This is a genomic window from Litchfieldia alkalitelluris, assembly GCF_002019645.1.
Taxonomy (GTDB): domain Bacteria; phylum Bacillota; class Bacilli; order Bacillales; family Bacillaceae_L; genus Litchfieldia; species Litchfieldia alkalitelluris.
The window spans coordinates 5,272,907-5,298,457 of sequence record NZ_KV917374.1; the positions used below are offsets into that span (position 1 = coordinate 5,272,907).

The 25,551-nt window shown below is 36.6% G+C and carries 23 protein-coding genes; 7 read left to right on the forward strand and 16 right to left on the reverse strand.

What is annotated here, in order from left to right:
- Position 1: 1 nt before the first annotated feature.
- The 4 genes from BK579_RS24550 to BK579_RS24565 form a co-directional block, all read right to left on the reverse strand.
- On the reverse strand, positions 2 to 841 hold the full coding sequence (locus tag BK579_RS24550; protein WP_078550820.1) for a galactooligosaccharide ABC transporter permease GanQ: 840 nt from the start codon (positions 839 to 841) through the stop codon (positions 2 to 4).
- Positions 842 to 857: 16 nt separating this feature from the next.
- Complete coding sequence (locus BK579_RS24555) at positions 858 to 2,114, reverse strand: galactooligosaccharide ABC transporter permease GanP (protein ID WP_078550822.1); 1,257 nt, start codon at positions 2,112 to 2,114, stop codon at positions 858 to 860.
- 109 nt (positions 2,115 to 2,223) lie between these two features.
- Positions 2,224 to 3,495: a galactooligosaccharide ABC transporter substrate-binding protein GanS gene (locus tag BK579_RS24560; RefSeq protein WP_078550072.1), complete on the reverse strand. Its 1,272-nt coding sequence runs from the start codon at positions 3,493 to 3,495 to the stop codon at positions 2,224 to 2,226.
- Positions 3,496 to 3,666: 171 nt separating this feature from the next.
- Positions 3,667 to 4,659, reverse strand: coding sequence for a LacI family DNA-binding transcriptional regulator (locus tag BK579_RS24565; RefSeq protein WP_078550074.1), 993 nt, complete (start codon positions 4,657 to 4,659; stop codon positions 3,667 to 3,669).
- Positions 4,660 to 5,226: 567 nt separating this feature from the next.
- On the opposite strand from BK579_RS24565, the gene BK579_RS24570 reads away from it, so the two are divergent.
- A complete protein-coding gene (locus BK579_RS24570; RefSeq protein WP_078550076.1) occupies positions 5,227 to 5,748 on the forward strand; it encodes a DoxX family membrane protein in 522 nt (173 codons plus the stop codon).
- Positions 5,749 to 5,939: 191 nt separating this feature from the next.
- On the opposite strand, the gene BK579_RS24575 is transcribed toward BK579_RS24570, so the two are convergent.
- From BK579_RS24575 to BK579_RS24590, 4 genes are all read right to left on the reverse strand, one after another.
- Positions 5,940 to 6,905 carry a TRM11 family SAM-dependent methyltransferase gene (locus BK579_RS24575; RefSeq protein ID WP_235848529.1) on the reverse strand — a complete coding sequence of 322 codons (966 nt, stop codon included), beginning with the start codon at positions 6,903 to 6,905 and terminating at the stop codon, positions 5,940 to 5,942.
- 76 nt (positions 6,906 to 6,981) lie between these two features.
- Positions 6,982 to 8,427 carry a DEAD/DEAH box helicase gene (locus BK579_RS24580; RefSeq protein WP_078550078.1) on the reverse strand — a complete coding sequence of 482 codons (1,446 nt, stop codon included), beginning with the start codon at positions 8,425 to 8,427 and terminating at the stop codon, positions 6,982 to 6,984.
- A gap of 506 nt (positions 8,428 to 8,933) precedes the next feature.
- The gene (locus BK579_RS24585) at positions 8,934 to 9,134 is read right to left on the reverse strand and encodes a cold-shock protein (RefSeq protein WP_078550080.1); all 201 of its coding nucleotides are present in this window, start codon (positions 9,132 to 9,134) and stop codon (positions 8,934 to 8,936) included.
- A 381-nt stretch (positions 9,135 to 9,515) separates the two neighbouring features.
- Complete coding sequence (locus tag BK579_RS24590) at positions 9,516 to 9,887, reverse strand: hypothetical protein (RefSeq protein ID WP_235848530.1); 372 nt, start codon at positions 9,885 to 9,887, stop codon at positions 9,516 to 9,518.
- A gap of 254 nt (positions 9,888 to 10,141) precedes the next feature.
- Between BK579_RS24590 and BK579_RS25950 the strand changes: the two genes are divergently transcribed.
- On the forward strand, positions 10,142 to 10,312 hold the full coding sequence (locus BK579_RS25950; protein ID WP_169891251.1) for a hypothetical protein: 171 nt from the start codon (positions 10,142 to 10,144) through the stop codon (positions 10,310 to 10,312).
- A 118-nt stretch (positions 10,313 to 10,430) separates the two neighbouring features.
- On the opposite strand, the gene BK579_RS24595 is transcribed toward BK579_RS25950, so the two are convergent.
- On the reverse strand, positions 10,431 to 11,015 hold the full coding sequence (locus tag BK579_RS24595) for a vWA domain-containing protein (RefSeq protein WP_078550828.1): 585 nt from the start codon (positions 11,013 to 11,015) through the stop codon (positions 10,431 to 10,433).
- A gap of 101 nt (positions 11,016 to 11,116) precedes the next feature.
- Here BK579_RS24595 and BK579_RS24600 point away from each other — a divergent pair, with 101 nt between their 5' ends.
- Positions 11,117 to 11,626, forward strand: a complete 510-nt coding sequence (locus BK579_RS24600; protein WP_078550082.1) for a hypothetical protein — start codon at positions 11,117 to 11,119, stop codon at positions 11,624 to 11,626.
- A gap of 927 nt (positions 11,627 to 12,553) precedes the next feature.
- On the opposite strand, the gene BK579_RS24605 is transcribed toward BK579_RS24600, so the two are convergent.
- From BK579_RS24605 to BK579_RS24625, 6 genes are all read right to left on the reverse strand, one after another.
- Entirely contained in the window at positions 12,554 to 12,979 is a 426-nt protein-coding gene (locus BK579_RS24605) for a hypothetical protein (RefSeq protein WP_078550084.1), read from the reverse strand.
- Between the two features lie 244 nt (positions 12,980 to 13,223).
- The gene (locus tag BK579_RS24610; protein ID WP_078550086.1) at positions 13,224 to 14,147 is read right to left on the reverse strand and encodes an AEC family transporter; all 924 of its coding nucleotides are present in this window, start codon (positions 14,145 to 14,147) and stop codon (positions 13,224 to 13,226) included.
- Between the two features lie 364 nt (positions 14,148 to 14,511).
- A complete protein-coding gene (locus BK579_RS24615; protein WP_078550088.1) occupies positions 14,512 to 15,291 on the reverse strand; it encodes a Cof-type HAD-IIB family hydrolase in 780 nt (259 codons plus the stop codon).
- A 156-nt stretch (positions 15,292 to 15,447) separates the two neighbouring features.
- Positions 15,448 to 16,797 (reverse strand): sodium-dependent transporter, encoded by a 1,350-nt coding sequence (locus BK579_RS24620; RefSeq protein ID WP_078550090.1) that lies wholly within the window; start codon positions 16,795 to 16,797, stop codon positions 15,448 to 15,450.
- Between the two features lie 213 nt (positions 16,798 to 17,010).
- Positions 17,011 to 17,160: a hypothetical protein gene (locus BK579_RS25955; RefSeq protein WP_169891252.1), complete on the reverse strand. Its 150-nt coding sequence runs from the start codon at positions 17,158 to 17,160 to the stop codon at positions 17,011 to 17,013.
- A gap of 80 nt (positions 17,161 to 17,240) precedes the next feature.
- Complete coding sequence (locus BK579_RS24625; protein WP_078550092.1) at positions 17,241 to 18,632, reverse strand: protoporphyrinogen oxidase; 1,392 nt, start codon at positions 18,630 to 18,632, stop codon at positions 17,241 to 17,243.
- 460 nt (positions 18,633 to 19,092) lie between these two features.
- On the opposite strand from BK579_RS24625, the gene BK579_RS24630 reads away from it, so the two are divergent.
- A complete protein-coding gene (locus BK579_RS24630) occupies positions 19,093 to 21,144 on the forward strand; it encodes a PKD domain-containing protein (protein ID WP_078550094.1) in 2,052 nt (683 codons plus the stop codon).
- A gap of 60 nt (positions 21,145 to 21,204) precedes the next feature.
- Positions 21,205 to 21,798 carry a hypothetical protein gene (locus tag BK579_RS24635; RefSeq protein ID WP_078550096.1) on the forward strand — a complete coding sequence of 198 codons (594 nt, stop codon included), beginning with the start codon at positions 21,205 to 21,207 and terminating at the stop codon, positions 21,796 to 21,798.
- Positions 21,799 to 21,873: 75 nt separating this feature from the next.
- Here the strand turns inward: BK579_RS24635 and rlmD are convergent, their stop codons facing one another.
- Positions 21,874 to 23,268: a 23S rRNA (uracil(1939)-C(5))-methyltransferase RlmD gene (gene rlmD / locus BK579_RS24640; protein ID WP_078550098.1), complete on the reverse strand. Its 1,395-nt coding sequence runs from the start codon at positions 23,266 to 23,268 to the stop codon at positions 21,874 to 21,876.
- 289 nt (positions 23,269 to 23,557) lie between these two features.
- Here rlmD and BK579_RS24645 point away from each other — a divergent pair, with 289 nt between their 5' ends.
- Entirely contained in the window at positions 23,558 to 24,802 is a 1,245-nt protein-coding gene (locus BK579_RS24645) for an ATP-binding protein (protein ID WP_078550100.1), read from the forward strand.
- 132 nt (positions 24,803 to 24,934) lie between these two features.
- A complete protein-coding gene (locus BK579_RS24650; RefSeq protein ID WP_078550101.1) occupies positions 24,935 to 25,357 on the forward strand; it encodes a VOC family protein in 423 nt (140 codons plus the stop codon).
- Positions 25,358 to 25,551 lie beyond the last annotated feature (194 nt).

Here is a 25,551-nt window from a genome sequence, read left to right on the forward strand (position 1 = left end):
ATTAACCCTTTGTTCCACCTGCCGTTAAGCCAGATACAAAGTTCTTTTGCAACATAATAAAGATAATTGCAATCGGAATACTAATTAATATTGCTCCAGCAGCAAAGGTGGTGTAACTTGCACCCATTACCTCATTTACTAAGTTGTATAAACCAATTGGTAAAGTGTAAGCTTCAGGCTGCCTTAAAATGACTGACGATAAAACGAAGTCCCCAAGCGGACCTGTAAATCCAAGCATTGCGACTACGGCAATCATCGGTCTTGAAAGTGGCATAATAATTTGTAAAAAGATCCTAGTGTTACTTGCCCCATCAATCTTAGCACTTTCATCAAGATCCATTGGTATAGAATCCATATACCCCTTCATCAGATAAGTGTTCATTGGGATTAATCCACCAACATAAAGAAGAATTAATAACCAATGATTATTCATCATCCCTAAAATTTGAGCTAAAACGAAAAGAGCGATTAATGCCGAAAATTGTGGAATCATTTGCAATAACAGAAATAAAGTAAGTGCATTTTGTCTACCCTTAAAGCGAAAACGAGAAAATGCGTAGGCTGTAAACGACACACTAATAACTGTTCCTATCATGGTGAAAATGCTAATTTTCAACGAATTTAGATACCATTGCCCATATTGTAGACTAGATTTCCCTGCGAATAACTCTCTGTAATGATCCAACGTTGGATTTTTTGGGATCATAGAAGTGCTTATCAAGCTGTTACCTGGGTTAAAACTTGCTCCGACTGTCCAAAGTAGGGGGTAAATAATAACAACAGCCATGAACGTTAAGACTGAGTAAGATAAAAAGAGACGTATGAATTTTTGCGTTTTCATATTTGTCATCAACGTTTTAAGCCCCCTCTTTGAATGAATTTGTTCGTCTAAATTGCCATAATGCAATTGCGATAACAAAGATTGATAATAGAATTGTTAATGCGGCTGCAAGTGAGTATTGACTTGATTGCATCGTTAATTTATAAATCCATGAAACTAATATATCTGTTCCACCAGCATTAGAACCAGGAACTGCTGGTCCGCCACCATTAAATAGATAAATAATATTAAAGTTATTAAAGTTAAAGGTGTACTGGGTGATAATAATAGGTGCCATAGCAAGCAATATCATTGGTAAAGTAATATTTTTAAATTTAGCGAAAATAGAAGCACCATCAATAGTAGCAGCTTCATATAAATCATCTGGAATCGATTGCAGTACCCCTGTTGTTACAAGGAAAACATATGGGAAACCAAGCCAGCCCTGCATCAGGATAAGCGCAACCTTCGTCCAATTTTCATCTGTTAGCCACGGAATTGCATCAATTCCAAATGCTGCTAAAATATCATTGTTAATTGCACCAAAACTATCGTTAAATAGCCCTGCAAAAATAAGTATTGTTACAAATCCTGGTACTGCCCATGGTAAAACTAAGACTGTACGATAAAATCTTTTAAAACGAATATCCTTTTGATTTACGACGATTGCTAAGAAAATTCCGAGAGCCACTTGGAGAGTTGAGGCTACAAGCGTCCAGATAATTGTCCATGTTAAGACATCAAAGAACGTTGAACGCCAAATATCAACTGTGAAGATTTCAAGAAATGTATCGAAGCCCACCCAATCTGCTAAATTCGCAGGTGGTGAATGATATAAATCGTAATTAGTAAATGCTAGTGCAAAACTAAATAGGATTGGGAATATTACAGCAAAAATTAAAATGAATAGAGAAGGACCACTAATTACATATGGATAACCTTGTGAGACTAGATTATGATAATCTTCCTTTAGAGAACTTGGCTTCATATTTTTATCGCGAAGATTCCCGTTTTTATAAGCATCCTTTAAGTTTATATAATAGAATGCAAGACCGAAAGCAATGACAATAAGAGCAATAATACCTTCAGCTAATAGGAAAATAGAGTTATCTCTTGGAACCTCAGTTCCTAGTGTGACAATTCCCCAGAGTCCCATATTTAAGAGATCTTTAAACACTGCAAAGAAGGATACAGCAAGAATTAGAAATGTAAGACCCTTCACCCATTGCTTATTGTAAAATTGACCTAATCCAGGAATAATCGATAGTAGTAAGGCTATTTTACTATGTTTCACCTTGTTCACCTCTTTATAAATAAGACCAATTGATCGGCCCATATATTCGTTCTTATAATAAATGGTGTCAAACATAATTAGCGTTTGACACCACTATTCATACTAATTATTACTTATGTTTTGCTTCAATTTGCCCTTTAATTGTTTCAACCGCTTGATTTAATGCCTCTTCTGGCTGTGCCTTACCCGTTGCAATAGTTTGTAAAGATGCATCAGCAGGAGTCCAAACTTCATTCATTTCAGGAATATTTGGCATTAATTCTGAGTATTGAGATTGTTCAGCAACAGCTTTAGCTACTTCACTTTCAGCAACAACTGGATCATTTGCTAAAGCAGCAACAGCTGGTACTTCTTTTGTAATTTCATATCTTGTTTTAGAATTTTCTTCATTTGCAATAAATGCAACAAATTTTTCTGCAAGTTCAGCATTCTTTGAGTAAGAACTTACGTTATAACTTTTTACATTCACAAATGCACTCATGTTTTCACCATTAGCTAGTGCAGGTAGTTTCGCAACTCCAAAGTTCACTCCAGCCTTTGTAAATGGATCTACATTCCAAGGACCAGAAATAATTGCAGCAGCTTTACCTTCAGTAAATAATGATTCTATTACATTAATCCCCTGTTCTCCAATGATTCCTGATGGAAATAGCTTTTCATCATAAAACTTCTGGATAAATTGTGCACCTTCGATTGCACCCTCGTTATTAAGACCAATATCATCTGCATTAAAGCTTCCATCTTCATTTTGACCGAAGATATATCCACCATAACCACTCATCACACTTTGTGCATAGTAGATTTGATCAAATAGAGCTAAGAATCCAAACTGTTTGCCATCAGTTACTTCTTTTGAATAGTCGTACCATTCTTCAAGAGTTTGTGGCAGTTCTTCTTCGGAAATCAAATCTTTATTATAGTAAAGTGTTGTTGTTTCAACTGCTTTTGGTAATCCATAAACTTTTCCATCAACTGTTTGAGCTTGCATAGCTGCTTCAGTATAGATTGATTTGACATCGTCACCGACGTTTAATTCTTTAATTAATCCTTCAGTAACCGCTGTTCCAATTTGGTCACCAGGCATTGTTAATACATCTGGCCCTGTTCCACCTGGACCATCTAAACGTAGATCCTCAATTTGTTGAGCATATGGTTTTTCGATTACCGTTACCGTTACACCATTTTCTTCTTCGAACTTAGCGATGGCATCTGCAATACCTTCACCTTTTTCTATATCTTCCCAAACGATTAACTCTTTAGTTTCTGTTGCTTCTTCATTTGAACCAGTGTCTTCATTACCACTTTCTTGAGGCCCACAAGCAACTAAAGATAAAGTTAAAGCAAGACCACCTAAAATGCTAAAATATTTTTTCAACTTCATGGATATACATCCTTTCAAAATTGTTTTTTAAAAGCACTTTATTTTATTTTTCATCTAATTGAAAGCGCTTTGCTAAATACAATATATCATCACACAGAAAACATGTAAACAACTTTTTTACTAGAATAGGTAAATTATTTTACGAAAATATGAACGGTAATGTTTTACTTATTAGTTCGTACTCTTTCGAACCACTAATTCAGAGCCTAAATACAAGGTTTTTACTAATTTACGCTTTTCTAGTATTTGTTCGAGTAATAACTCGATCGCATTTTTACATAATTCCCTAATATCAATGTGAAAAGTTGTTAAAGGTGGAGAGACGTATTTAGTAACACTAATATTGTTAATACTTACAACACTCACTCGATTCGGAATCGCAATTCCTTGTTCATTCAACGCTTGCAAACATCCAACCGCAATCGGATCCGCTGCCACAAAGAAGGCTGTAGGCAACTTATCCCCTAGCTTTTCAATCGCCTTATTCATCAAGAAATAGCCGTTCTCTACTGAAAATCCTCTATGAGAGAAGATATATTCTTCCTTTAGTAAACCTTTTTCCTCCATATACCTGCGAAACACCCTTTCTCGCAGATCTCTTTCATCCTCATCAGTATTTGGATTATGATAGGTACCTCCTATTAGACCTATCTCTTTATGACCCTTTTCCACTAAAAAATCGATTGTCGTTCGTGTTATTTGCGCTAAGTCCGGTCTAACTGAATCGTAATGGTGTGGATCTGGTGATGAATCAATGAATACCCCGTTTGAGGTTATACTTCTTAGGTATGCCAACTCTTTGTCTGAGAATGTACCCACAGCGATGAACCCCTCAATATTATCCGGAATTTGCCGAATGCCGCCTGATATCTTGTAAGTAAGCATTTCCACATTAAAAATTCCAGCTAGCTTCTCAATTTCAATTCTCATCGTTTTGTAATATACATCTTCTAGTTCCTCTTTATCTGATAACCAGTATAAAAACGCAATGTTTTTCACTAACAGTCTAACGGTCTTTTTCCGGTAGTTTAATTGTTCTGCCACTTCATAAATCTTTTCTCTTGTTTCATCTGGGACAGATAGACTTTGATCGTTATTTAGTACCCTTGAAACAGTCGAGATAGAGTAACCAGCCTTTTCTGCTATATCTTTAATGGTAGCCATTTTATATCCTCCATTTAACTTTTATTTAAAATCGTAATAGTTTTTAGTAAAACTTTTTACTAAAGTTTACTTTATATCCTTATAATTGTAAAGAGTCTATTTCACTATAATAGATAGCTACATTTTAACACCATAACTCTGGTTATAAAGTCACTCTTTCTTTATTATTCTATAATCAACTTTCACTACTCCAAGTTGCTTTTTAATAAGTTTTTTTCCTAAAGCTAAAAGATAAGGTTCCTTTAAAAATTCTACAACATAATAAATAACAACCGAACAAGTAATTTACAAAATTTAGATTACACATTCGCGAACAAATTATAACATTACCAATACTTTAATATAGATATTATCAATTTCATCCATGCAGGATTATCCTCAATTACTTTTGGAAACCTAATTTTTCGATAGTATATTACATAACCACTATGTATGTAATAGAAAGTTCACAACTTCTTGAACGATATGCGAAAGTATTCACATATATATTGTGAATACTTTCGCATGATTATATAATTCAGACATAGAGATAAATAAAAAATAAAAGTTACTAAGGATAGGATCAAGATGATCAACACTTTTTTAAGAGAAAACACTATTGCAGCAGGGATTTTAGCAGTGATAAGAGTGTACCTAGGTTGGAGCTGGATGACAGCTGGTTGGGGCAAGATCACAGGTGGTGGCTTTGATGCTGCTGGATATTTAAATGGAGCGCTAGCAAATCCCGTCGCTAATAAAGCAACAGGTGCAGCCGTTTATCCAACATATAATGCATTCATTGAAGGAGTAGCCTTACCAAACGTCGGAATGATTAACTTCTTAATTCCATGGGGAGAGTTCTTAGTAGGTTTAGGGTTAATTCTAGGATGTTTAACAACAGCGGCTATGTTCTTTGGTCTTATGATGAACTTTATGTTCATGTTTGCAGGTACAGTGAGCACAAACCCTTGGATGATCTTAATTGGTGTTATCATCCTAGCAGCTGGCGCAAACGCAGGTAAATATGGGGCAGATTATTATGTACTTCCTTATTTAAGAAAAGTAACTAAGCTTGGAGCTAATAGAGAAATTACTAACAATGTTGCTTGACCTCTCTATTGCCCCAGACTCCCTCGTTACGATAGGTAATGAGGGAGTCTGGGGATTTTTTGAGAGTTAACTATATAAAATTAAATGTGAACATTGCTCGCTGGAGAATTCTTCTCCTGCGTTATTTTTATTTAATCTTGAGGGATTTCATTTAATTAGGTTGTTTTCATAATGCAACTTTTCAAAAAAACTTAACAATTAACTTTTTCACACACAATAATTTGCCTAGTAAACGCTCCTTTATTTACTACACATCGATCTATAATTTTAAATCCTGCTTCTATAATGACACCATCAATAGGTTCAAGTGTAACAATTACAAGTTTGTTAGAAAATCTCCATGCGCTTTGAAACATTTCTAGCTGCTCATCAGGAGTAATCACAGAACATAAATTATAAGGCATATCAATAATTGCTACATCATACTTTTCTGTTACTTCACGTATATCCTTACACTTAACCTCTCCTTCTAAGCCGAAGTATGCGATGTTTTCACGTGTACCAGGAAGGATGAGATGATTTACATCACTCCCTACGATATCAATTCCCATTGATATGGCCTCTACTAAAACGGTACCTATCCCACAACAAGGATCAATTGCCTTTATCCCTCTCGGATCTGGAACAGCAATATTAGCTACAGCTCTCGCTACGCGAGTACTAAGGGCCGTGGAATAACTATGGGGCTTTGTTTGATGGCGCAACCATGTCGCATCATTTTTTTCATAATGACCGAAAACCCAACGCCAATTCACATTCATTATTCCATAAAATACTTGCGGTTCGAGCAGGTCTGGTTCACCATCGATACTCAAGCCAACTTCTTTCTCAATTTTCCGGCGCTGTTTTAATCCAAATTCTTTCTTTTTTTCAAGATCACTACTTTTAATAAACATAACTTTGAATGTTGTGTTTTCGAGTTTGATCTGTTTAACTTGCTCAACAATATCCTCTATTTTAGAACCCTCATACATAATCTCTACCCTTTCCCTGATAAACGGGCTTCTACTAGGGTCTATCTTCACATGACTTTCTACAATCATGGAGTCATCTGAATCCTGACCAAAGAATGATCTCATTTCTAATGCAGCTAATTGCTTCTCATCTTCCCTACAGGCATATTGGTATAAATAACTTGGCTTTTTGTTGTTATTCACTTAATTTTTTCACCCTTTCACACTGTTCACCATACAAAAAAGGACGATTATGATTAGGTAACCGTCCTTTCCACAATTATTTAATCGCTTCACTAACCTTTAGTTTTTTTCCTTTAATCTTTGTATGTTCCATCGCTTGTAAAACTAACGACCCTTTACCATTGAGAATATCTACATAAGATAAGTTATCCTTGATCGTTATGATACCGATATCCTCGGATGTTACTCCTGGGATGTTTGAAATAGTTCCAACAAGATCTAACGCTCTAATCTTTTTCTTTTTTCCACCACTAAAGTGAAGCTTCATAATATCTTTATTAATCCGAGCCGTTTTGTTGTTCTTTACCACACGACGCCCACCGACTTTTTCTTCAAAAGCAGCTTTGTTACTCAGTATATCCTCTTGATTTGGCGTTTCCATAATTGAGATTTCAAAGCCAATATACCTCTCAATCGCCTTTAGATATTTTTCCTCGTAAGGTGTTACTAGTGTTATCGCTTTTCCTTTATTTCCAGCCCGACCGGTTCTTCCTGTACGGTGAACATAACTTTCTTTTTCCATAGGTACATCATAATTGATGATAAGCGAGACATTGTCAACATCTATCCCTCTTGCTGCAACATCTGTCGCCACAAGATATCTAAAGTTCCCCATTCTAAATCCATCCATCACAGCAAACCGATCTACCTGTTCTAACCCTCCATGAAGTCTTTCACAGGAATAGTTTGACTCATTGAGTTCGTTATACAATTGATCTACATGTTCTTTTGTATTACAAAAAATGATACAGCTATCAGGGTTTTCAACGATTGTTAGATCCTTTAGGATGGCATTTTTAGTTTCTTGAGTGACTTTTATAAGCTGGTGTTCTATTGTTTCAGCAGTAATACCTGTAGTTGCTATTTCAATTTGAGTTGGTGTGTCCATGTATTTAAAACAAAGATTTTCAACATCCTTAGGAAGGGTTGCAGAAAAAATCATTGTTACTCTGTTTGAAGGAAGTTGATTTATTATTTTTTCCACTTCATCAATAAATCCCATATTAAGCATTTCATCCGCTTCATCAATGATTAAGTATTTCAGCTGTTCTAAATTGAGTGATTCCCTTTCAATATGGTCCATAACCCGACCAGGAGTTCCAACCACCACATGTGTTTTTTGTTGCAATTCTTCACGCTGCTTTGAAAAGGGCTCTTTCCCATAAACAGCCAAAGCCTTAATTCTTTTGAACCTTCCAATATTAGTTACATCATCACGAACCTGCACGGCCAATTCTCTAGTAGGTGTAAGAATTAATGCTTGTGGATATTTTTCTTCCCACTCAATTCTTTCACATATAGGAATGGCAAATGCGGCCGTCTTGCCGCTTCCTGTTTTAGACTTTACAACAAGATCTCGATTCTCTAGGGCTTGTGGAATCACTTCCCTTTGAACCTCTGTAGGAGTGTTATATTTCAATAATTGAAGAGCTCTTTTTATTTCATCACCTATCTGAAAATCTTCAAACGATATATTGCTCATGTTTTACCTCTTTTTTCGTATTTTATATTTATAATTCTCACAACCAACAAGGATATACACGATTTAAATATGGATTATATCCAAAAAGTGATAGGTTTTACTTTTTTATCTATAAATACTCTCTTCTGAAAGATCGTTTCTGATTGAACTAATTTTAAAATCAACAAGACATAAATGTAATATTGGAATAAATTCACGAAAGAAAAGATGCTATTTCATTTGGTACATAGTGGTCTAAGAAGCTTATAAGCAACAAAATTTCGAGATAACCTTCATATATGCAGATTAAATTAATTTTTAATTAGTTATTTAAGCAATAGTGTGTTATGCTTTACCTACCATTTTAAAACCTGTAACATTGAGTTTTTTTCGAGTCTGACTAAGAAGTGCAAATTCTATCTTATAGATTTTGCCTTCACGGGTCAGTCTTTTTTTATGTAAATTTTTTTAGATGTTTTTTTGCAAATAAAAAAGGGGCTCTAATAATAGAGCCCCTTTAGCAGCAATTATGCTTTGTTTACGTTAGTAGCTTGAAGTCCACGTTGACCTTGCTCAGTGTCAAAAGTAACTTTTTGGCCTTCGTCTAAAGATTTAAAGCCTTCGCCTTGGATAGCTGAGAAATGTACGAATACGTCTTCTCCACCTTCAACTTCGATAAATCCGAAACCTTTTTCTGCGTTAAACCATTTTACTGTACCTTGTTGCATGTTTGTTTCCTCCTGTGTGGAATATCTCCACTTTTTATTACTATCGTTGCTCAATTAGTTATCAAAGGCGAAAAGTTTAAATACTTATTCTATCCTTACAGACCGAACAAAAATAATTCTTCCTTAGCATAACAGATAAATCTCAGAATAGCAAATAGAAGAATAGTCTTTTAACAAATTTACCCTGTTTTTTATTATTTCTTTTAAATAATGGATACTTCTTGACCAAAATATCTGTTAAATGATCAATATTGATACACCAATAAAAAAACGAGCTACCTTTAAGAACAACATGCTTTCGCACGAGAAGGGAGCTCGGTTATATGGCTACTAAATGCTATATTAGCCACTTCTATAGTCCACTTATGATATTGGAAATTATTACATATATAATTTATTAACTCTAGTTATAACCTTCTTATCTTTCGAAGAAACCTTTTGTGGATTTTTTGGTAAATCAATATGGTATTCCTTTTGCAGTTCCAATGAGGTGATTTGAAGATAAAACATTTTGGGTCCATCATCATTAACAAGATAACCTTTTAATATCTTCATTTTTTCAACTGAGCCCGTAATTTTACGATCATAATCCCATTCAATCTCATTCTTGTATGTAAGGTCCATTTTCTCCTTCATCGCTAGAGCTTCAGAGACTGCTTCTTCAGGTGTATTAAAATAGGAATTTGTTCTCCTCATACGCTTGTTTCTAAATCCATCTCCTGCTTGGGCTTGGTAAACCGTACTTGTTTTCAAATTGGTCATCCTTCCTAATGTCTTCCCTTCTGCTAATCCAACTAGCACCAGAAGACCAGGGATTTTCCCTATTTAACCAGTATACCCTTAAATCCCAATAACTACCACAACTTACGAAAATACTTTATTTTACGCGTTTTATCGAATGTATGTATGAGATTCTTGGAGATCTTTAAATTTCTTATAAAGGTTATGTTATTAAATTTGCGCATAATATGAGATAATAGAAATAACGTTAAGAAAGGCGGCCTTGTATGAAAAATAAAAATAAATTTGAAGTAAATGAAAAAGTGTTGATTAAAGCCACGGGAAAAACAATGACAGTAAGTAAATGCAGCTTTGTTGCAAACATGAAAAGATATTCATATACCTTAAAGGAAATGCCACAAACGTTCTATTTTGAAGAAGAATTAAGCTCATTATAGAACTTACTCCTATCTGTTTATCCACTAAACATTATTTTTCACATTTGGAAAAAGTAAAGCAAAGGTGTGCAAACTTTAAATGTTCGCATACCTTTGCTTATTTTTGGAGTGATTTCCTTTATTTTATCCGTTTCTCGGTTACCATTTCACACACCACTTCATACATATCCTTAATACCACTTTCTGAAGCATTAAATTTATACGAATATTCACGATCAATCCCTATATTCTCTGCTTCTTTGGCCGAATCAATATTTGCTCCCATAAAAATAAATTCCCAGTTATATTTATCTTTTTGATTTTTAATTAGTCCCTTCACCTTCTGATAGCTAAACTCGTAACTTGCATTTTCCATTCCATCCGTAGTAATAACGAAAATCACCTTGCCGGGTCTGTTATCTTCTTCAGTCCTAGATAACCTTTGACCCACCTCTAAAATTGTTTTACCGACTGCATCCAAAAGTGCGGTTGTGCCTCTAACATAATATTCGTTCTCTGATAGTCTTGCATGTCGAGCATCAATGCCATGCCATAATACCTCATACTCATCATCAAATAAAACAGTAGTTACCATAGTTTCTCCCTCATGCTTACTCTGTCTTCCGATAAATGAATTAAACCCTCCAATTGTATCATTCTCAAGCCCAGCCATTGAACCGCTACGATCTAGTAAAAATATAATTTCAGTTAAATTCATATTCATCATAAACATCCTCTCATAATAGATTATGATATAATTTTAACTAACAATATCCATTATTTGGTCGCCTTCAAAGCGACATTTTCAGGGAGGAGTTTTATGAAATGCTCGGCGAAAAGTTTTTTGAAGAATTAGAGGACTATATAGAACTTCATTCAAGTGTGCGCTTATTGGATGTTTGTAAAAGTATCGAATCGGATGACTTACTTGAAAACAACATAATATTGAATAACCAACAAAGTGAATTAGAAGATTTTATTAAAATAAACCGTAAACCAACTCTAAAAGAAGTTTTGTTTAGTTTTATTGATAAAAAGGGGACAACCGATTCAGACACCTACAAAAAGGCTGGAATTGATCGTAAGCACTTTTCCAAAATACGGACCACTCCAAACTATCGACCAAAAAAAAACACAATTATTGCTCTTGCCTTAGCCCTTGAACTTTCAAAACCAGAAACTGAAAAACTATTAACATCAGCTGGTTACTCCCTATCAGAAAGTGAAACGTCGGACTTGGTTATTCAGTTTTGTATAGAGAAAAAGATCTATGATGTTGATTACGTTAATCAAGCATTAGATTATTACCGGTTAAAACCATTAACTAGTTTCTAATGGGGGCTATCCTGATTTATGCTTGAAGCAAGGGTGATCATAGGCCCTCTATGAACCAGTTGCCGAGGCAAAAACAAGGGCGAAGTGAATCATTGGACTTCTATGATCCAGTTGCTGAGGCGAATACATATGAGGAAGTGAATCATAGACATTCTATGATCCAGTTGCCGAGGCGAAATCAATGTGGAAGTTAACCATAGGCCAACTTTTAGGCATTGCCCCAAGTAGGCGTATCCCCAACCTAATCTTCAGGATAGATATCTATGCTAAATAAGTATTTCGCACCATGGTGAATGAAAATGTTTACTCATCAGTGTGGATGAGCGGAGAGCCACTTGACTCCTGCGGGATCCAGTGGTCTCGTGAGACCCCACAGGAGCTGAGCCCCTGGCGACGAGGAGGCTCACGGACCACCCCGCGAAAGCAAGTGGATCGCAGCTCATGGAACTCCACAACCAAAGGTATTTTCAGGGTAGACATCCATGCTAAATAAGTATTTCGCACCATGGTGAATGAAAATGTTTACTCATCAGTGTGGAATGAGCGGAGAGCCACTTGACTCCTGCGGGATCGAGTGGTCTCGTGAGACCCCACAGGAGCTGAGCCCCTGGCGACGAGGAGGCTCACGGACCACCCCGCGGAAAGCAAGTGGATCGTAGTTCATGGAACTCTACATCATTAGGTATTTTCAGGGTAGACATCCATGCTAATTAAAATTAGCACCAAGGAGTATGAAAAATTATACTTAGCTTAGTGTCTAGCTCCAGGCGCTATCGGCTCTCAGGTCTAAGACAAACCACCCTAGAAGGTTAAAGAGCAACATTCTAGCCGTCTTGTCTTGTGCCTGTCGCCGATGAACAAGCGCCTTCCGCTTTTCTTTTTTCAGGATAGACAATAAAAAAAGCACAATTCATCACGAATGTGCTCTCAAAGCTTATTAACATCAACTTCATCCTTTTGACTATCAAACGTTTCCGTATCATTGTTATCTTGATATTCATCGATAAACTTCTCTAATTCATCCTTCGAAAAAGGATTAAACTCTGATGGTGAATCGCTTGTCCCCTTTTCAGCTTCTCCATCAAAAAACGGGTCATCTTTTTGCTTTAAAAAAGGGATGATATCTTGAATAATATCTGTACCAAATGAAGCAAATTCCTTCCCCTTATTCAAGACATCATTAGGTGAGTGTCCCAAAAATACGACCATTACTAAACCTACAATAACAATTGGCATGACCATTCGAACAACCGACCGCAATATCGATACAATAACTACAATGGCAACAATACCTATAATTAACGTCATTAGCTGACTATTTTCATTCAACAATCCCAAAAGCGAATCATCCATAAAGGGCACTCCTCCTGAAAATTCCTTAATAATACTCTGTATGAACGAAATATGGTTCATTTAAACATTATATAAGAAATCTTTAAGAAAGGCATTTTCGTACTTTGTTACTTTTCAAACGTTTATTAAATGCAATATGAACTAGTAGAGTGGTATCTTCTTACTTAACAAGCATCTGAATGGAAAAAAAATATGTTTTCTAATTTTAACTAAAGCAATTAGCAACATTCTTTTTGAAAAAAACCTAAGTGACGATGCTAATTATAACCGGCAAAAGAATAAATGAAGCCAGTGTTGTCCACAGGATCGCTTTAGATACAATCTTTGGTGAAGCATTGAATTCTTCAGCTAATACCACTGAATTAACAGCAACTGGCATACACGCTAAAATGAATAATACAGAAAATAAGGGTCCCTCGATGTTAAGTATGGTTAAGCAAACCCAAGCAAGGAACGGAGACAGAAACAAGCGGACTGATAACCCGATCCAAAATGCTGTCTTTACAGTATGTTCGAGCTTTTCTGTTTTCACCTTCATCATTTGTGCACCTAAAATTGCTAAAACAACCGGAGCGTAAGCACCTGCAATCATTGCCATCCCTGTTTCAATTCCGACTGGAACTGTAAGATGAATCGTCTTGAAAAATATTGCTGCAATAGTGGCATATATCGCTGGAAGAGAAAAGACCTTTTTTATAGCACCTTTAATGGTAAATTGGGATCGAGCTGCAAAATAAATACCGATCGTATTTACAATAATCATCTGAATAACGACATAAACGGAAGCGTTCTCCAAACCTAATTGCCCCATTGTGAGTAATACTAAAGGAAGTCCATAATTTACGCTGTTGGTAAAAGTTGAGATTAATGTCAGCCCAGCTCTCTCCGAAGAAGATAATTTAAATATTCTCCCTAAAATGACAGCTATTCCCCATAATAAAGCAAGATTTAGTAAAGAAAATCCAATAGTTTTATAGACATCCTCCATAACAATATCTACTGTATAAAGCGTATCAAAAATAAGGCCGGGTATTAAAAAATATAATAGTAGAGTTTGTAATGGTTTAGTATCTAAGTTTTTATGCTTAGTTAATAGCGCTCCAACAATGACAGGTATTGATAGTGGAACGATAGCTTGAAATAATACGGTCACAATGGAATTAAACATTGTTAAGACCTTCTTTCTAGATTGGTTAATATAAGATACCTAAAGGTGTACCACCTTATGATATTGTATAGGGTTTGATGCTACCATGAAAATACCCGAGGTTAGTAAGTTGCATTCGCTGCAATCCACTCGCGGGATACCGCGGGGCGGTCCGTGAGCCTCCTCGTCTCCAGGGGCTCAGCTCCTGTGGGGTCTCACGAGACCACTGGATCCCGCAGGATTTAAGTGGCTCTCCGCTCACTCCACACTAGGTGAATGCACTATTTTCATACTCCATGGTGCAAATACTCATTCGCATATAGGTCTACCATGAAATACATAGTTTCGAATTCCATCCTATACGAGCGCTTCATAAAATCCACTTTTATAACAATCCGACCATCTCAAGTCCATGAAGAATGCCATCTTCTTCAACTGATTTGGTGACATATTTAGCAGCAGATTTTACTGTTTCTTCTGCATTTCCCATCGCAACACTGTTGAAAACTGTTGAAAGCATTTCTATGTCGTTCAACCCATCGCCAAAGGCATATTGACGCTCCTTAGGAAAGCCCAATCTTTCAACGATCTTTTCGATCCCCATCGCCTTTGAACCACCCTTAGGAAGAATATCAACAGAAACAGGATGCCATCTTATAAAATCGAATTCTTGGAAGTTCTGCTCATATTGCTTTTCTTCTCCCTCTGCACAAAAAAGCAGTGTTTGATATAAATCACGTTCTTTATAATAATCTGGATCATGGGTTGGAAAGTGATCTATTTTCAAAGATTGAATGCTTTCAGTAATATATGGGTGGTCTGGAACATTCATTTTCATATCCTCATGGTCCATTAGGACAACCGGATGATCATTGGCAAGCGCAACATCTGTGAGCTTTTCAATGGCTGCTATATTTAATGGATTGGTGTAAATAACGTCTCCATTTAACACAACAAACTGTCCATTATAGCTAATATAAGTGTTAATTCCTAATTCCTTTCGTAAATCTTCAAACATAAATGGTGCCCGGCCTGTCGCTATTGCTACTTCATGACCTAGCTCCTTCAATTTAAAAATGGCCTCCTTTGTGGATGCAGGCAATTTTTTATCATGATTTAGCAAGGTTCCATCTATATCGAAAAAAATCACGCTTCGTTCTTTCATTGTTTTACCAACTTTCTATGTAAGTTTCATTTCTTGTTAAAGTTTATTTCCTAATACTAGCAAAACAGCCATCTCTCGTCCATCTTCAGGGTATATAAAAAATGGAGATTTAAAATCTTTTCCAGATTCTAAATCTCCATCCATTATTTTCAAAAATTAACCTATGATTCCTATCTTATTTAGAAAAATAAGCAGAATGGCAACTGGCGCTAATACTCGAACGCTCCAAAACCAAAGATGACCGATAACGGTATTTCCAAAGTCTGAATCACGAAGAGCATCGGCTTTTTTTACACCCCAACCCATAAATAAGGCGATGAAAAGTCCACCTAGAGGTAAAAGGATATTACCAGAAAGCTCATCCATAAACGTTAAAAAGTCTCGATCCATAACCGTAATAGGAACAGCACCTTGGGAAATAGAAGAAGGAATTCCCAATACAAAAATAATGCTACCAATAATCAAAACAGCTTTTTTTCGGTTCCAATCAAATTTTCTCATAAAGTAAGCAACTGCAACCTCTAACAAAGAAACCGAAGAAGATAAAGCTGCAGCAAATAGTAAGAAGAAAAAGGCTGCCCCTACTAATCCACCAAATGCCATTTGATCAAAGACATTTGGTAAGGTCATAAATACTAAACCTGCACCGCCAGCTGGATCTAAACCAAAAGCAAACACGGCTGGGAAAATTAAAATACCAGCTAGGACTGCCACAAATGTGTCTAAGACTCCTACACTTAATGCAGCTGTTGGTAACTTATTCTCTTGCTTTAAATAACCACCATAGGTAATAAGAGCACCCATCCCTAAACTTAAAGAAAAGAAAGCTTGTCCTAGTGCTTCAAGATATAGCTGAGGGTCAGATAATTTACTCCAATCTGGACTAAATAAGAATGTTAATCCTTCTTTTGCTCCTCCAAGGGTTAGGCTATATATTGCAAGAACCACCAACAAAATTCCGAGCATAGGCATTAAGAATTTATTCGACGCCTCAATTCCCTTTTGCACTCCAACTACAACTATACCGATTGTCATAGCCATAAAAATAAATTGCCATAGCACTGGTTCGACTGGCTTACCAATAAAATTAACGAAATAACCTGTAAAATCATTTTCAGGTACATTTACTAAAGCACCCGTAATATAACCGAAAAAGTACTTCATTACCCAACCAGCCACAACGGCATAAAATGATAAAATGATAAACGAAGAGGCTACTCCCATAAATCCAGCAATAAACCATGGTTTTCCTGGAGCAAGCTTTTGGAAAGCACCAACTGCATCACTTTGAGCTTTTCTTCCAATTGTGAATTCTGCCATAACCACAGGAATTCCAATTAATAATACAATAAGAAGGTAGACTACTAAAAAGGCCCCTCCCCCATTTTCACCTGCTGTTGTAGAAAACCTCCAAATATTTCCTAATCCAACTGCCGAGCCTAAACATGCAAGGATAAATCCAACACGTGAACCCCATTGTTCACGATTATTTCCGTTTTCATTCATGATGTTTCCTCCTGAAGCGATTTAAAAATTTGATTATTCGACAATAATTGACATAATGACTTATACCACTTTAATTTGTATCTAATTTTCTGTCAACCGCTTTTAAATATCCAGACTTCAAAACTTAGCTGTACTGATAATTTTACAGCGGAGTTCAACTGACAAAAATCGACAGGTGCCTTGCACCTGTCGATTTTCCCTTAAATATCTATCTTATTCTTCAATACGGTTTTTGAATGCTTCTTTGGTGACCAAGTATTCTTCTTCATGAGTTACATTTTTTGGTTCTTTCATTTCAGCCGCTTCTGGTAATGGACCAGGATGACCTTTTTTCTTATGATCAAAGCTTTTTCCACGTGCCATATAATACCCTCCTTCTAAATCATACACAGTCAGTTTTTTCAAAAATGCGAGCACTTATGCATCATTTGAAGGAAGGTCGATTAGCTTAATTCTCTTGCAATACCCTCTGCTGTTTCCTTACCATTCTGGATACAGGCTCCTATACCGACGCCAAAATAGGAGCTGCCCGCAAGAATTACACCAGGAAGTATTTCAGAAATCTTATTAGTTAAAGCTGTAATCGCTTGGCTATGTTCTAAACTGTAGTTCGGCATCAAGTCCTTCCACGGAGTCACCTCAGCAACCTTAGGCTTTGCCTCAATCTTAATACTTTTCTTAATATCATCTAAAGCAACTTGAACAAGTTCCTCTTTATTCAACCCTTTTAATTTTTCATAATATGGATTTGAGCTTTTATAAAACAGACGAACTAATAAGTTCCTTTTTTCAGAAGTATGTTCCCATTTCCTGCTTGTCCAAGTACATGCATCACAATGGATATCATTATTTTCAGAAACGATAAAACCCGTACCATCAGCAGGAAGATTTTCATCCGGAATATCAAAGCCCAAATACACACTAGTTAGCGATGAATTTCTTAATTTCGTGAAATCATCGTTAAACACATCTTGTTTTAAAATGCTTTGTGCAACCTGATGCGGAGTAGCTAAAACGGCATAGTCTGTTATTATCGATGGATGATTTGCAAAAGAAACTTCATATTTTTTATCAATACCACTTTCGATCGATAAGGTCTCAACGCCTTTTATAATCTTCGTTTCCTCTAGCTCTTTTTCTAGAGCAGCCAAAAGAGCAGATAAGCCCCCCTTAAACGAAATGAACTTTTTATCTGCTGAAGCCTTAAATTTTTCCTTATGATGTGACAACCCTTCGATAATGCTCCCAAACTGATTTTTATATTCTAATAAATAAGGCAATGTTGAAGCTAGAGTTAATTTATATAAATCACCAGAATAAACACCAGATAACACTGGACCAATTTGCTTTTCTACTAGTTCCTTACCTAGAAAGTATTCGAGGAATTCACCTACAGAGCTTTCTTTTGTAAAATGTTCGTTTTCAAGCTTAAAGTCCTTTAAGGCCTCTTTTTTACCTTCTTCAGAGATCAATGTACTACTGAACAATGATTCTCTGCTCATCGGAATTCCAAATACAGTATCTTTAGGAATTGGATGTAGCTTATTATTTGTGTAAATATAAGAAACGCCTGTTGCATTATATGTAAGTTCCGCTTCTAAATTTATCTCCTTTATTAAGGGTAAAACACTTTCATGTCGCGCAACAATGGAATCTGCTCCGGTTTCCATTATAAATTCATCATGTTTAACTGAGTGAATTTTTCCACCTAAGTACTCATTACGTTCTACCAAAATTAACTTGACGTCTAAATTTCGTTCCATTTTTATTTTCTGCAAATAGTACATGGTAGATAGACCCGTAATACCTCCACCAACCACCACAACTGTTTTCACATTTGTTCCTCCTTTACACTTCTACACACCTGTTCATTCATTTATATCAATTGAATCACACCCGTTATGCCATGTCTATTTTTTGTCATTTCCCTTTAGATTATCATTAAATGAGAACTTCAGAATGATGTTTAAACTCTTGTTATCCCTTTAAAAAAGAGCCTCTTTTAATCACAACTTATCGGCTTGTTCATTTACTAATAGAAGAACGTTTAACTATTAGTATAAGGATTTTCAAGTTTTGTACCCGCTTTATAAAATAAGAGTTAAATCTTCTTTAAAAAGGCCCTTTTCTAAAAGATGTTGCTAATTGAACTAGATGTATTTGAACTTAACTGTTGTAAAGTTTTCTAATAAAATAAGATGTCAATTCACTAGGTTTTAGAGTTAAGATGCTCTAACCATTCAACACAACAAAACTTTTAAAAATAGCCTTATTAACGAATAAGGAGGAAATTGTATGAAAGTTGGTCCAATTAGTGCTCTTAATGGATTCCCAGTTTGGTACAAAGATACGAATGGGCTACGCCTAGGGTTGAATGTCAATCCAAATGACCCATACTCAGGAATCACTATTGCTGATTTACCCAATCCATCTTTACCCGTTTCATTTCCTAGCAACTTTCCAAGCGAAGCTTTTTATCAAGCTGCTGAAGCAGAAATGACAACCGGTACAGGGGAAAGAGCACGTCTCGTCTTAGCCTTAGAAGCTGCCTTCGTTACCGAAGTACCCACTGACGGAGATCAAATTGTTTTTGGAAGGGTTCGTGTTCGCGTTGAGGGACTTGTACCCGATGCTGAATATACGGTTACTCATCCTTATGGTACAGACACGTTTATTGCCGAACGAGATGATCCCGATGATCAGTTTGCAGAAATCAATTTTACAGAAGACATTGGGGGGTGCAACGGTGGTGAGTTTGAGTTAGCTCTCAACAGTCGTGTTCATCCATTTTTGCAATGGAATCCTCAGGTTCCCCCAGAAGCACCTGAAGGATATGTCGGTGACCCTAATATACTACATCCGATCATAGGAAGTATCCTTATTGACCCTACAGGACAACCACAAAATATTTTCCGAATTGAAGGTCCTGGGATTGGTATTGGTTCACCAGATCGTGCCACTACACCGGGTTTTAATCCGGATAACACCATTGAAACAAGGGAATTTTCACTTTTAGGTACCATTTCTACCATTTCTGGTGTTGAAGTAACTAGAGCAACATATTCTCAAACAACAGCAACCGGTGGAGTCATCGATGTATTCGCCTGGACTGATGAAGATCTCCCTCAAACAATAGAAGTTTCAGGAACAGGAATCGACCCTACGATTTTGCAAGGAATAAATGGAAAATATATTGCTCGCGTTGCTTATATAGGCTCCACTCCTCCTAGTACCATTACAGTGACTAATGTAAGTGACAATAGCGCTGAAAGTATAAAGGAAGTTGTCCCCGTCGATTTCATAACAGCTACTGCAATCTATGATACAACCACACAAACTCTAACAATTGAAGCGGAATCAAGTGATGAAGTTAGTACGCGTACGCTAACCATATTAGACTTCGGTAATGGTGAAGTAATCATTCCTCCTGAGGGCACCTATACTACAACATCTCCATTTTCCCCTGACCAAGTTACAATCCTTTCAGATGTAGGGGGAGAAAGAACGATTCCAGTGACCGTGACCGGAAATCCGGATACACCTATCCCCGTAACAGCCGATGCAGGAACAGACCAGACCGTCTTATTTGATGCAACAGTGACACTAAATGGAGCCAATTCAACTGGGCCAATCACTTCGTTTAATTGGGCGCAAATTGCTGGGGACTCAGTTGTTATTTCAGATGCTAGTTCAGTCACACCTACATTCACAGCACCTAGTTCGATCCAAACTCTTTCTTTTGAATTAACTGTAGATGGTGATGGTGGACCATCCACTGACACTGTTAATATTAACGTAATCGAATCCGCATCAGCCCCGATCGTGAATGCAGGACCGAATCAAGTAGTACAACAAGGAACAGTCGTTACGTTAACTGGTACTGTATCTGGCGACGTAACTAGTCTTCAGTGGGAACAACTCACCGGCCCTACTGTTCAGATAAATAACGCTAATACAACAACAGCAACATTCACATTTCCATCTCAACCGGATCCAATCACCTTCAGATTAAGCGCAAGTGGACCTGGAGGAACATCGTTCGATGATACGGTCATATCAACGGTTCCAGATACCTTGACAGTTACAAGGGCACAGTTTCGAACAGATGATTTAGAATGGAGAATTTCAGGAAATTCAAGTGTAGTAGGACCTGGAAATACGATCACAATTTATCTCGGAAATGTACTAGGTGGTACGATTCTAGCCGAGATTCCAGTAGATGCCCTTGGAGGATGGGAGTACCGCGTGGAGCCATCTAATGTTCAACCTGATGCAACACGTTCCATTTCTATTCAATCAAGCTCTGGGGGAGTATTAGTCAATGTGCCAATTAATATTAGACAGTAGAGCAAAGTACGCAATTTTAGTGAGTGCCCCTGAACAGTTTAATAAGAAAGGAGTTTCAAAATGAAAAACTGCCCACATTGCAATCCCTATCCTAGATGCTATTGTAAACGTGGACCACAGGGCCCTCCGGGAATTCAAGGGCCTCGCGGATCACAAGGAGACCCTGGATTACCTGGACCTCCTGGGCCACAAGGAGATCGTGGATTTCCTGGACCTCGTGGACCACAAGGAGATCCTGGATTACCTGGACCCCCTGGGCCTTCTGGTCCCTTAACCGCAGCTCATGGTTTTGCTTACTCACCATCAACTTCAAATGTATCTGGTGATATTATTTTTACAATCGCTGGACCATTGCAGGATATTGAGTTAACGCCAATCGGATTACAAGTATTAAAATCAGGAGTGTATCAATTAACCTATAAAGTACAGGTAGAGTCAGACGAAAAACAAAAAGCACAGCCTGCAACATTCCAAATCGTCGTAAATGATACTATTTATATAGCTTCTTCGACAACAGAAACATTCACATCTAATAACCTCTTCTCCACACAGCTATTCTCTTTAATTGAAGGAGATACAGTAAAGCTACATGCAGAATTACCAGAAGGGTGTAGCTATAAGCTACCTTCAATGCAAATTATTCAGATTGGGTAAAAGAACCCACTTATTTGGAACTTAACAAAAAAAATAGTAAAAGAGCCTTCCATTTTGGAAAGCTCTTTTTAGCGATTAACTATCTTGAGTTTCTAGTAATGCAACACATTCAACATGGACTGTATGCGGAAATAAATCCACTGGTTGAACAACTTTTAATTGATAACCAAAAGCTTCAAGTTCTTTAATATCTGTTGCAAATGTATCTGGATTACAGGAAACATAAACAACACGCTCTGGTTTGGAACGGCCAATTTTTCTCATTACTTTTCCACCTGCACCTGATCGCGGAGGATCGAGAAGTAACAGTTCCGGGTTTCCAAAGCTCTCTAGCACTTGATCAATTCCTTTTCTCGCATCTTTTGCGAGAAAGGATGTATTAGAGATTCCATTATCTTCTGCATTTCGCTTAGCTGATTCAATCGAACTCTCAACAATCTCAATCCCAGCTAACTCTCCTACTCTACTAGCAAACGGAAGGGAAAATGTCCCAACACCACAGAATAGATCAATCATTTTTTCCGTCTCTTTCGGTTGGCCTAGTTCAATTGCTAGCTCAACTAGCTTTTGAGCTTGAGTCGGATTGGTTTGAAAAAAAGTATCAAACCACAGACGGAAACGATAGCCTGCCATTTCATCATAGATAAAATCACGTCCTGCTAAAATATGATTTTTTTCCGATTGTGTACGGTCAGCCCAATCTGTATTCTCAAGCCATAATAAACTTTTTACTTGCGGGAACTTTTCCCCAATTCGTTTTACCAAATCTTTTGCAGCATCATTAAGAGGTCCCTCAGGTGCTTCCGTTGCAAAAAGAGCTAACATGATTTCACCGGTTACAAAAGACTGTCTAACCATTAAATGACGAAGTAATCCTTCGTGTAAATCTTTGTTATACCCTCTTAGTTGGTGCGCTCTCACCCATTCCGCTACTTCCATGGCAGCTTCGACCATTTCTTCTCCTGCAATTAAACAGGTTTCTAATGAGATAATTTTCCTGAAGTTACCTTGCTCATGTAATCCAAGTGAACCGTCTTGCGCAAATGTGAACTCCATCTTGTTGCGATATCGCCAAGGTTGATTCATCCCAATTGTGTCTAATACTAAATCCGGATTAAAGCCTTGAGCTTCTACTGCATGTTTAACATGATTCGTTTTTTGTTTTAACTGTCCACTATATTCCCAGTGCTGCCAAACACACCCTCCACATTTTTCAAAATGCGGACATGGAGGCGCAGTTCTTTCTGAATTTGCCTCAAGTACCTCTTCTACCATCGCTTTCCTTCTTCTCCGTTCTGGCTGGTCGACATGGACACGAACTTTTTCACCAGGGAGAGTTTGCGGAATGGTTAACTTAAGCTTTTTGGGGTTCCCAAATTCATTTTCACGCCAGTTAATTGATTCTCCTGATCCTTTTTCATCTAAACGGTCTACGGTAACAACCATCGTCTCTCCTTTTGTAATCGTCAATCTATGTTCCTCCTTTTAAACATCACTTTACTCTATTAAAAATTTTAGTAATTAAATAACCAGTAATGGACTAATACTCTCCTCTTGCATACTTACATAGTATAATGGACGACTATCAAATATGGAATTAATAGATACCTAGTAGATATTAACAAAGTATCTCAACATAGTATTATGTATATTGGAAGGAATCTTCCATTAACTCTAAAATAATAATCTGTTAATATTAATAAGATGCGACCAAATACTACATTATTCGACAGTATCACAATTGAAAGGAAGTTTACCCTTGTTTGAAACATTATTATTGAATTTCTTGTTTTTACTGTTTCCAGTATTAATTTATCTTATATTTTTTGAAAATAGATCACGAGCATATAATAAAGCCGCACTTGTCCTATTATCTACAGTAACAATGTTTCTTTGTCTTTCCACACCAATCGAAATGAAGCTTGGTTTTAATTTTGATTTACGTTACATCCCCTTTATCATTGTAGCTTTATACGGAGGACACAAATATGTATTTCCACTATACATTGTCTTAAATCTATATCGATTTTATATAGGTGGAGAAGGAACTTTCAATTCTTTTCTAATGTCAACAGTGGTGTTTATTTTAGTACCCTTACTTCATAAAAAATTTATCCAATATAATACTAGAGAGCGAATTTCATGCGTAGTAATTATTAACTTTATTAATATGGGTGTTTATATCATCCTTTTAAGTACCTATTTCGAAACATTGACTAGCGAATTTTGGCAAATCGCTTTTCATGCTATAACCACTCATATAGGAATGAGTATAATCCTCATGATCTTAATCGAACAAATTATTGCTAATTTAAAAAATCGCGAACGCTTTTTACAGTCTGAACGATTAAATGTAGTAAGTGAGTTATCGGCAAGTGTTTCACATGAAATTAGAAATCCATTAACCGTCACAAGTGGTTTTCTTCAGTTGTTAAATAAGTCAAAGACAATCACTTCGGATGAGAAAAGATATATTCAATTATCGCTACAAGAACTAAATCGAGCGGAACAAATTGTGAGCGATTATCTTTCATTTGCCAAGCCACAATCAGAAAATATGGTGTATTCTAACTTTGAGACTGAAACGGAATACACTAAGAACCTCATCATTCCCTATGCCACCATGCATCAGGTTGATGTGCAATATAGTTTTAACAATCACTTAAATACGAGATATGATCGAAATCAACTCCAGCAATGCTTAATCAACCTATATAAAAACGGAATTGAAGCAATGAAAGAAAAAGGTGGAGGAACTTTAGTCATTAACATCTCTGAAAAAAAGCAAAGTATCATCATTCAAATCAGAGACACTGGTATTGGTATGACGAAAGAAGAAATTGCACGCTTAGGTAAGCCATATTTTTCTACTAAAGAAGAAGGTACTGGTCTCGGGATGCTAATGGTTTACAGTACAATTAATAAGGTTAAAGGGAATATTGAGGTTGATAGTGAAAAGGGAAAAGGAACGACATTTAATATAACGATTCCAGTTACTCAGTGATTCCTAAAAGCATCTGTTGTCAGATGCTTTTTTTATTCTCTATAGGGACTTTTCTATTGAGTTAGTCCTATAAATTGTATGTTTGATAGTTTAGTGGCTAAACTGGATGTATACCTGATAAGGAGTGAAAGTATGTCTATTAATGTTTACCTTGTCTTTAATCGGAATTGTCGAGAAGCAGTTGAGTTTTATGCTGAAGTCTTTGAAACAGAAAAACCAAATATTCAGAGTTTTGGAGAAATGCCACCAAATCCAGATTATCCCCTCCCAGAAGGAGCGAAGAATCTAGTCTTACATACCCAGCTTAGCATTGACGGTAGTACAGTTATGTTTTCTGACAATTTCCCAGGTTCACCGTTCGTTCAGGGAAACAATTTTAATCTTACAGTTGTTAATAATGACATGGATCAAATTAGATCTTGGTTTAACAAATTAAAAGAAGGAGGTTCCGTTAAAATGGAACTTCAAGAAACATTTTGGAGCAAGCTCTATGGGCAATTAACAGATAAATTCGGGATTCAATGGCAGTTGAGTCATGGTAGTAATGAAAAGTAATTTTATTCGATTGAACAATATTCATTTACTTACGCACCATGGAGAATGAAAATGTTTTGTTCCCTCAGTGTGGAGGCAGAGCAACTAGACAACTACTGATTTTTCGATTTCGAATATCTTTCATTCCCTTTCATTGGCTTTTGGCATGAGAAAGGAATCAAACAACTCTTTTCATTCCATTTGTTGGGCTTTGG

What these genes read in the sequence shown, in the direction of transcription:
- BK579_RS24550 (WP_078550820.1), bottom strand. Translation starts at nt 841, where the DNA reads ATGAAAACGCAAAAATTCATACGTCTCTTTTTATCTTACTCAGTCTTA.
- BK579_RS24560 (WP_078550072.1), bottom strand. Translation starts at nt 3,495, where the DNA reads ATGAAGTTGAAAAAATATTTTAGCATTTTAGGTGGTCTTGCTTTAACT.
- BK579_RS24565 (WP_078550074.1), bottom strand. Translation starts at nt 4,659, where the DNA reads ATGGCTACCATTAAAGATATAGCAGAAAAGGCTGGTTACTCTATCTCG.
- BK579_RS24570 (WP_078550076.1), top strand. Translation starts at nt 5,227, where the DNA reads ATGATCAACACTTTTTTAAGAGAAAACACTATTGCAGCAGGGATTTTA.
- BK579_RS24580 (WP_078550078.1), bottom strand. Translation starts at nt 8,427, where the DNA reads ATGAGCAATATATCGTTTGAAGATTTTCAGATAGGTGATGAAATAAAA.
- BK579_RS24585 (WP_078550080.1), bottom strand. Translation starts at nt 9,134, where the DNA reads ATGCAACAAGGTACAGTAAAATGGTTTAACGCAGAAAAAGGTTTCGGA.
- BK579_RS25950 (WP_169891251.1), top strand. Translation starts at nt 10,142, where the DNA reads ATGAAAAATAAAAATAAATTTGAAGTAAATGAAAAAGTGTTGATTAAA.
- BK579_RS24595 (WP_078550828.1), bottom strand. Translation starts at nt 11,015, where the DNA reads ATGAATATGAATTTAACTGAAATTATATTTTTACTAGATCGTAGCGGT.
- BK579_RS24600 (WP_078550082.1), top strand. Translation starts at nt 11,117, where the DNA reads ATGCTCGGCGAAAAGTTTTTTGAAGAATTAGAGGACTATATAGAACTT.
- BK579_RS24605 (WP_078550084.1), bottom strand. Translation starts at nt 12,979, where the DNA reads ATGGATGATTCGCTTTTGGGATTGTTGAATGAAAATAGTCAGCTAATG.
- BK579_RS24610 (WP_078550086.1), bottom strand. Translation starts at nt 14,147, where the DNA reads ATGTTTAATTCCATTGTGACCGTATTATTTCAAGCTATCGTTCCACTA.
- BK579_RS24615 (WP_078550088.1), bottom strand. Translation starts at nt 15,291, where the DNA reads ATGAAAGAACGAAGCGTGATTTTTTTCGATATAGATGGAACCTTGCTA.
- BK579_RS24620 (WP_078550090.1), bottom strand. Translation starts at nt 16,797, where the DNA reads ATGAATGAAAACGGAAATAATCGTGAACAATGGGGTTCACGTGTTGGA.
- BK579_RS25955 (WP_169891252.1), bottom strand. Translation starts at nt 17,160, where the DNA reads ATGGCACGTGGAAAAAGCTTTGATCATAAGAAAAAAGGTCATCCTGGT.
- BK579_RS24630 (WP_078550094.1), top strand. Translation starts at nt 19,093, where the DNA reads ATGAAAGTTGGTCCAATTAGTGCTCTTAATGGATTCCCAGTTTGGTAC.
- BK579_RS24635 (WP_078550096.1), top strand. Translation starts at nt 21,205, where the DNA reads ATGAAAAACTGCCCACATTGCAATCCCTATCCTAGATGCTATTGTAAA.
- BK579_RS24650 (WP_078550101.1), top strand. Translation starts at nt 24,935, where the DNA reads ATGTCTATTAATGTTTACCTTGTCTTTAATCGGAATTGTCGAGAAGCA.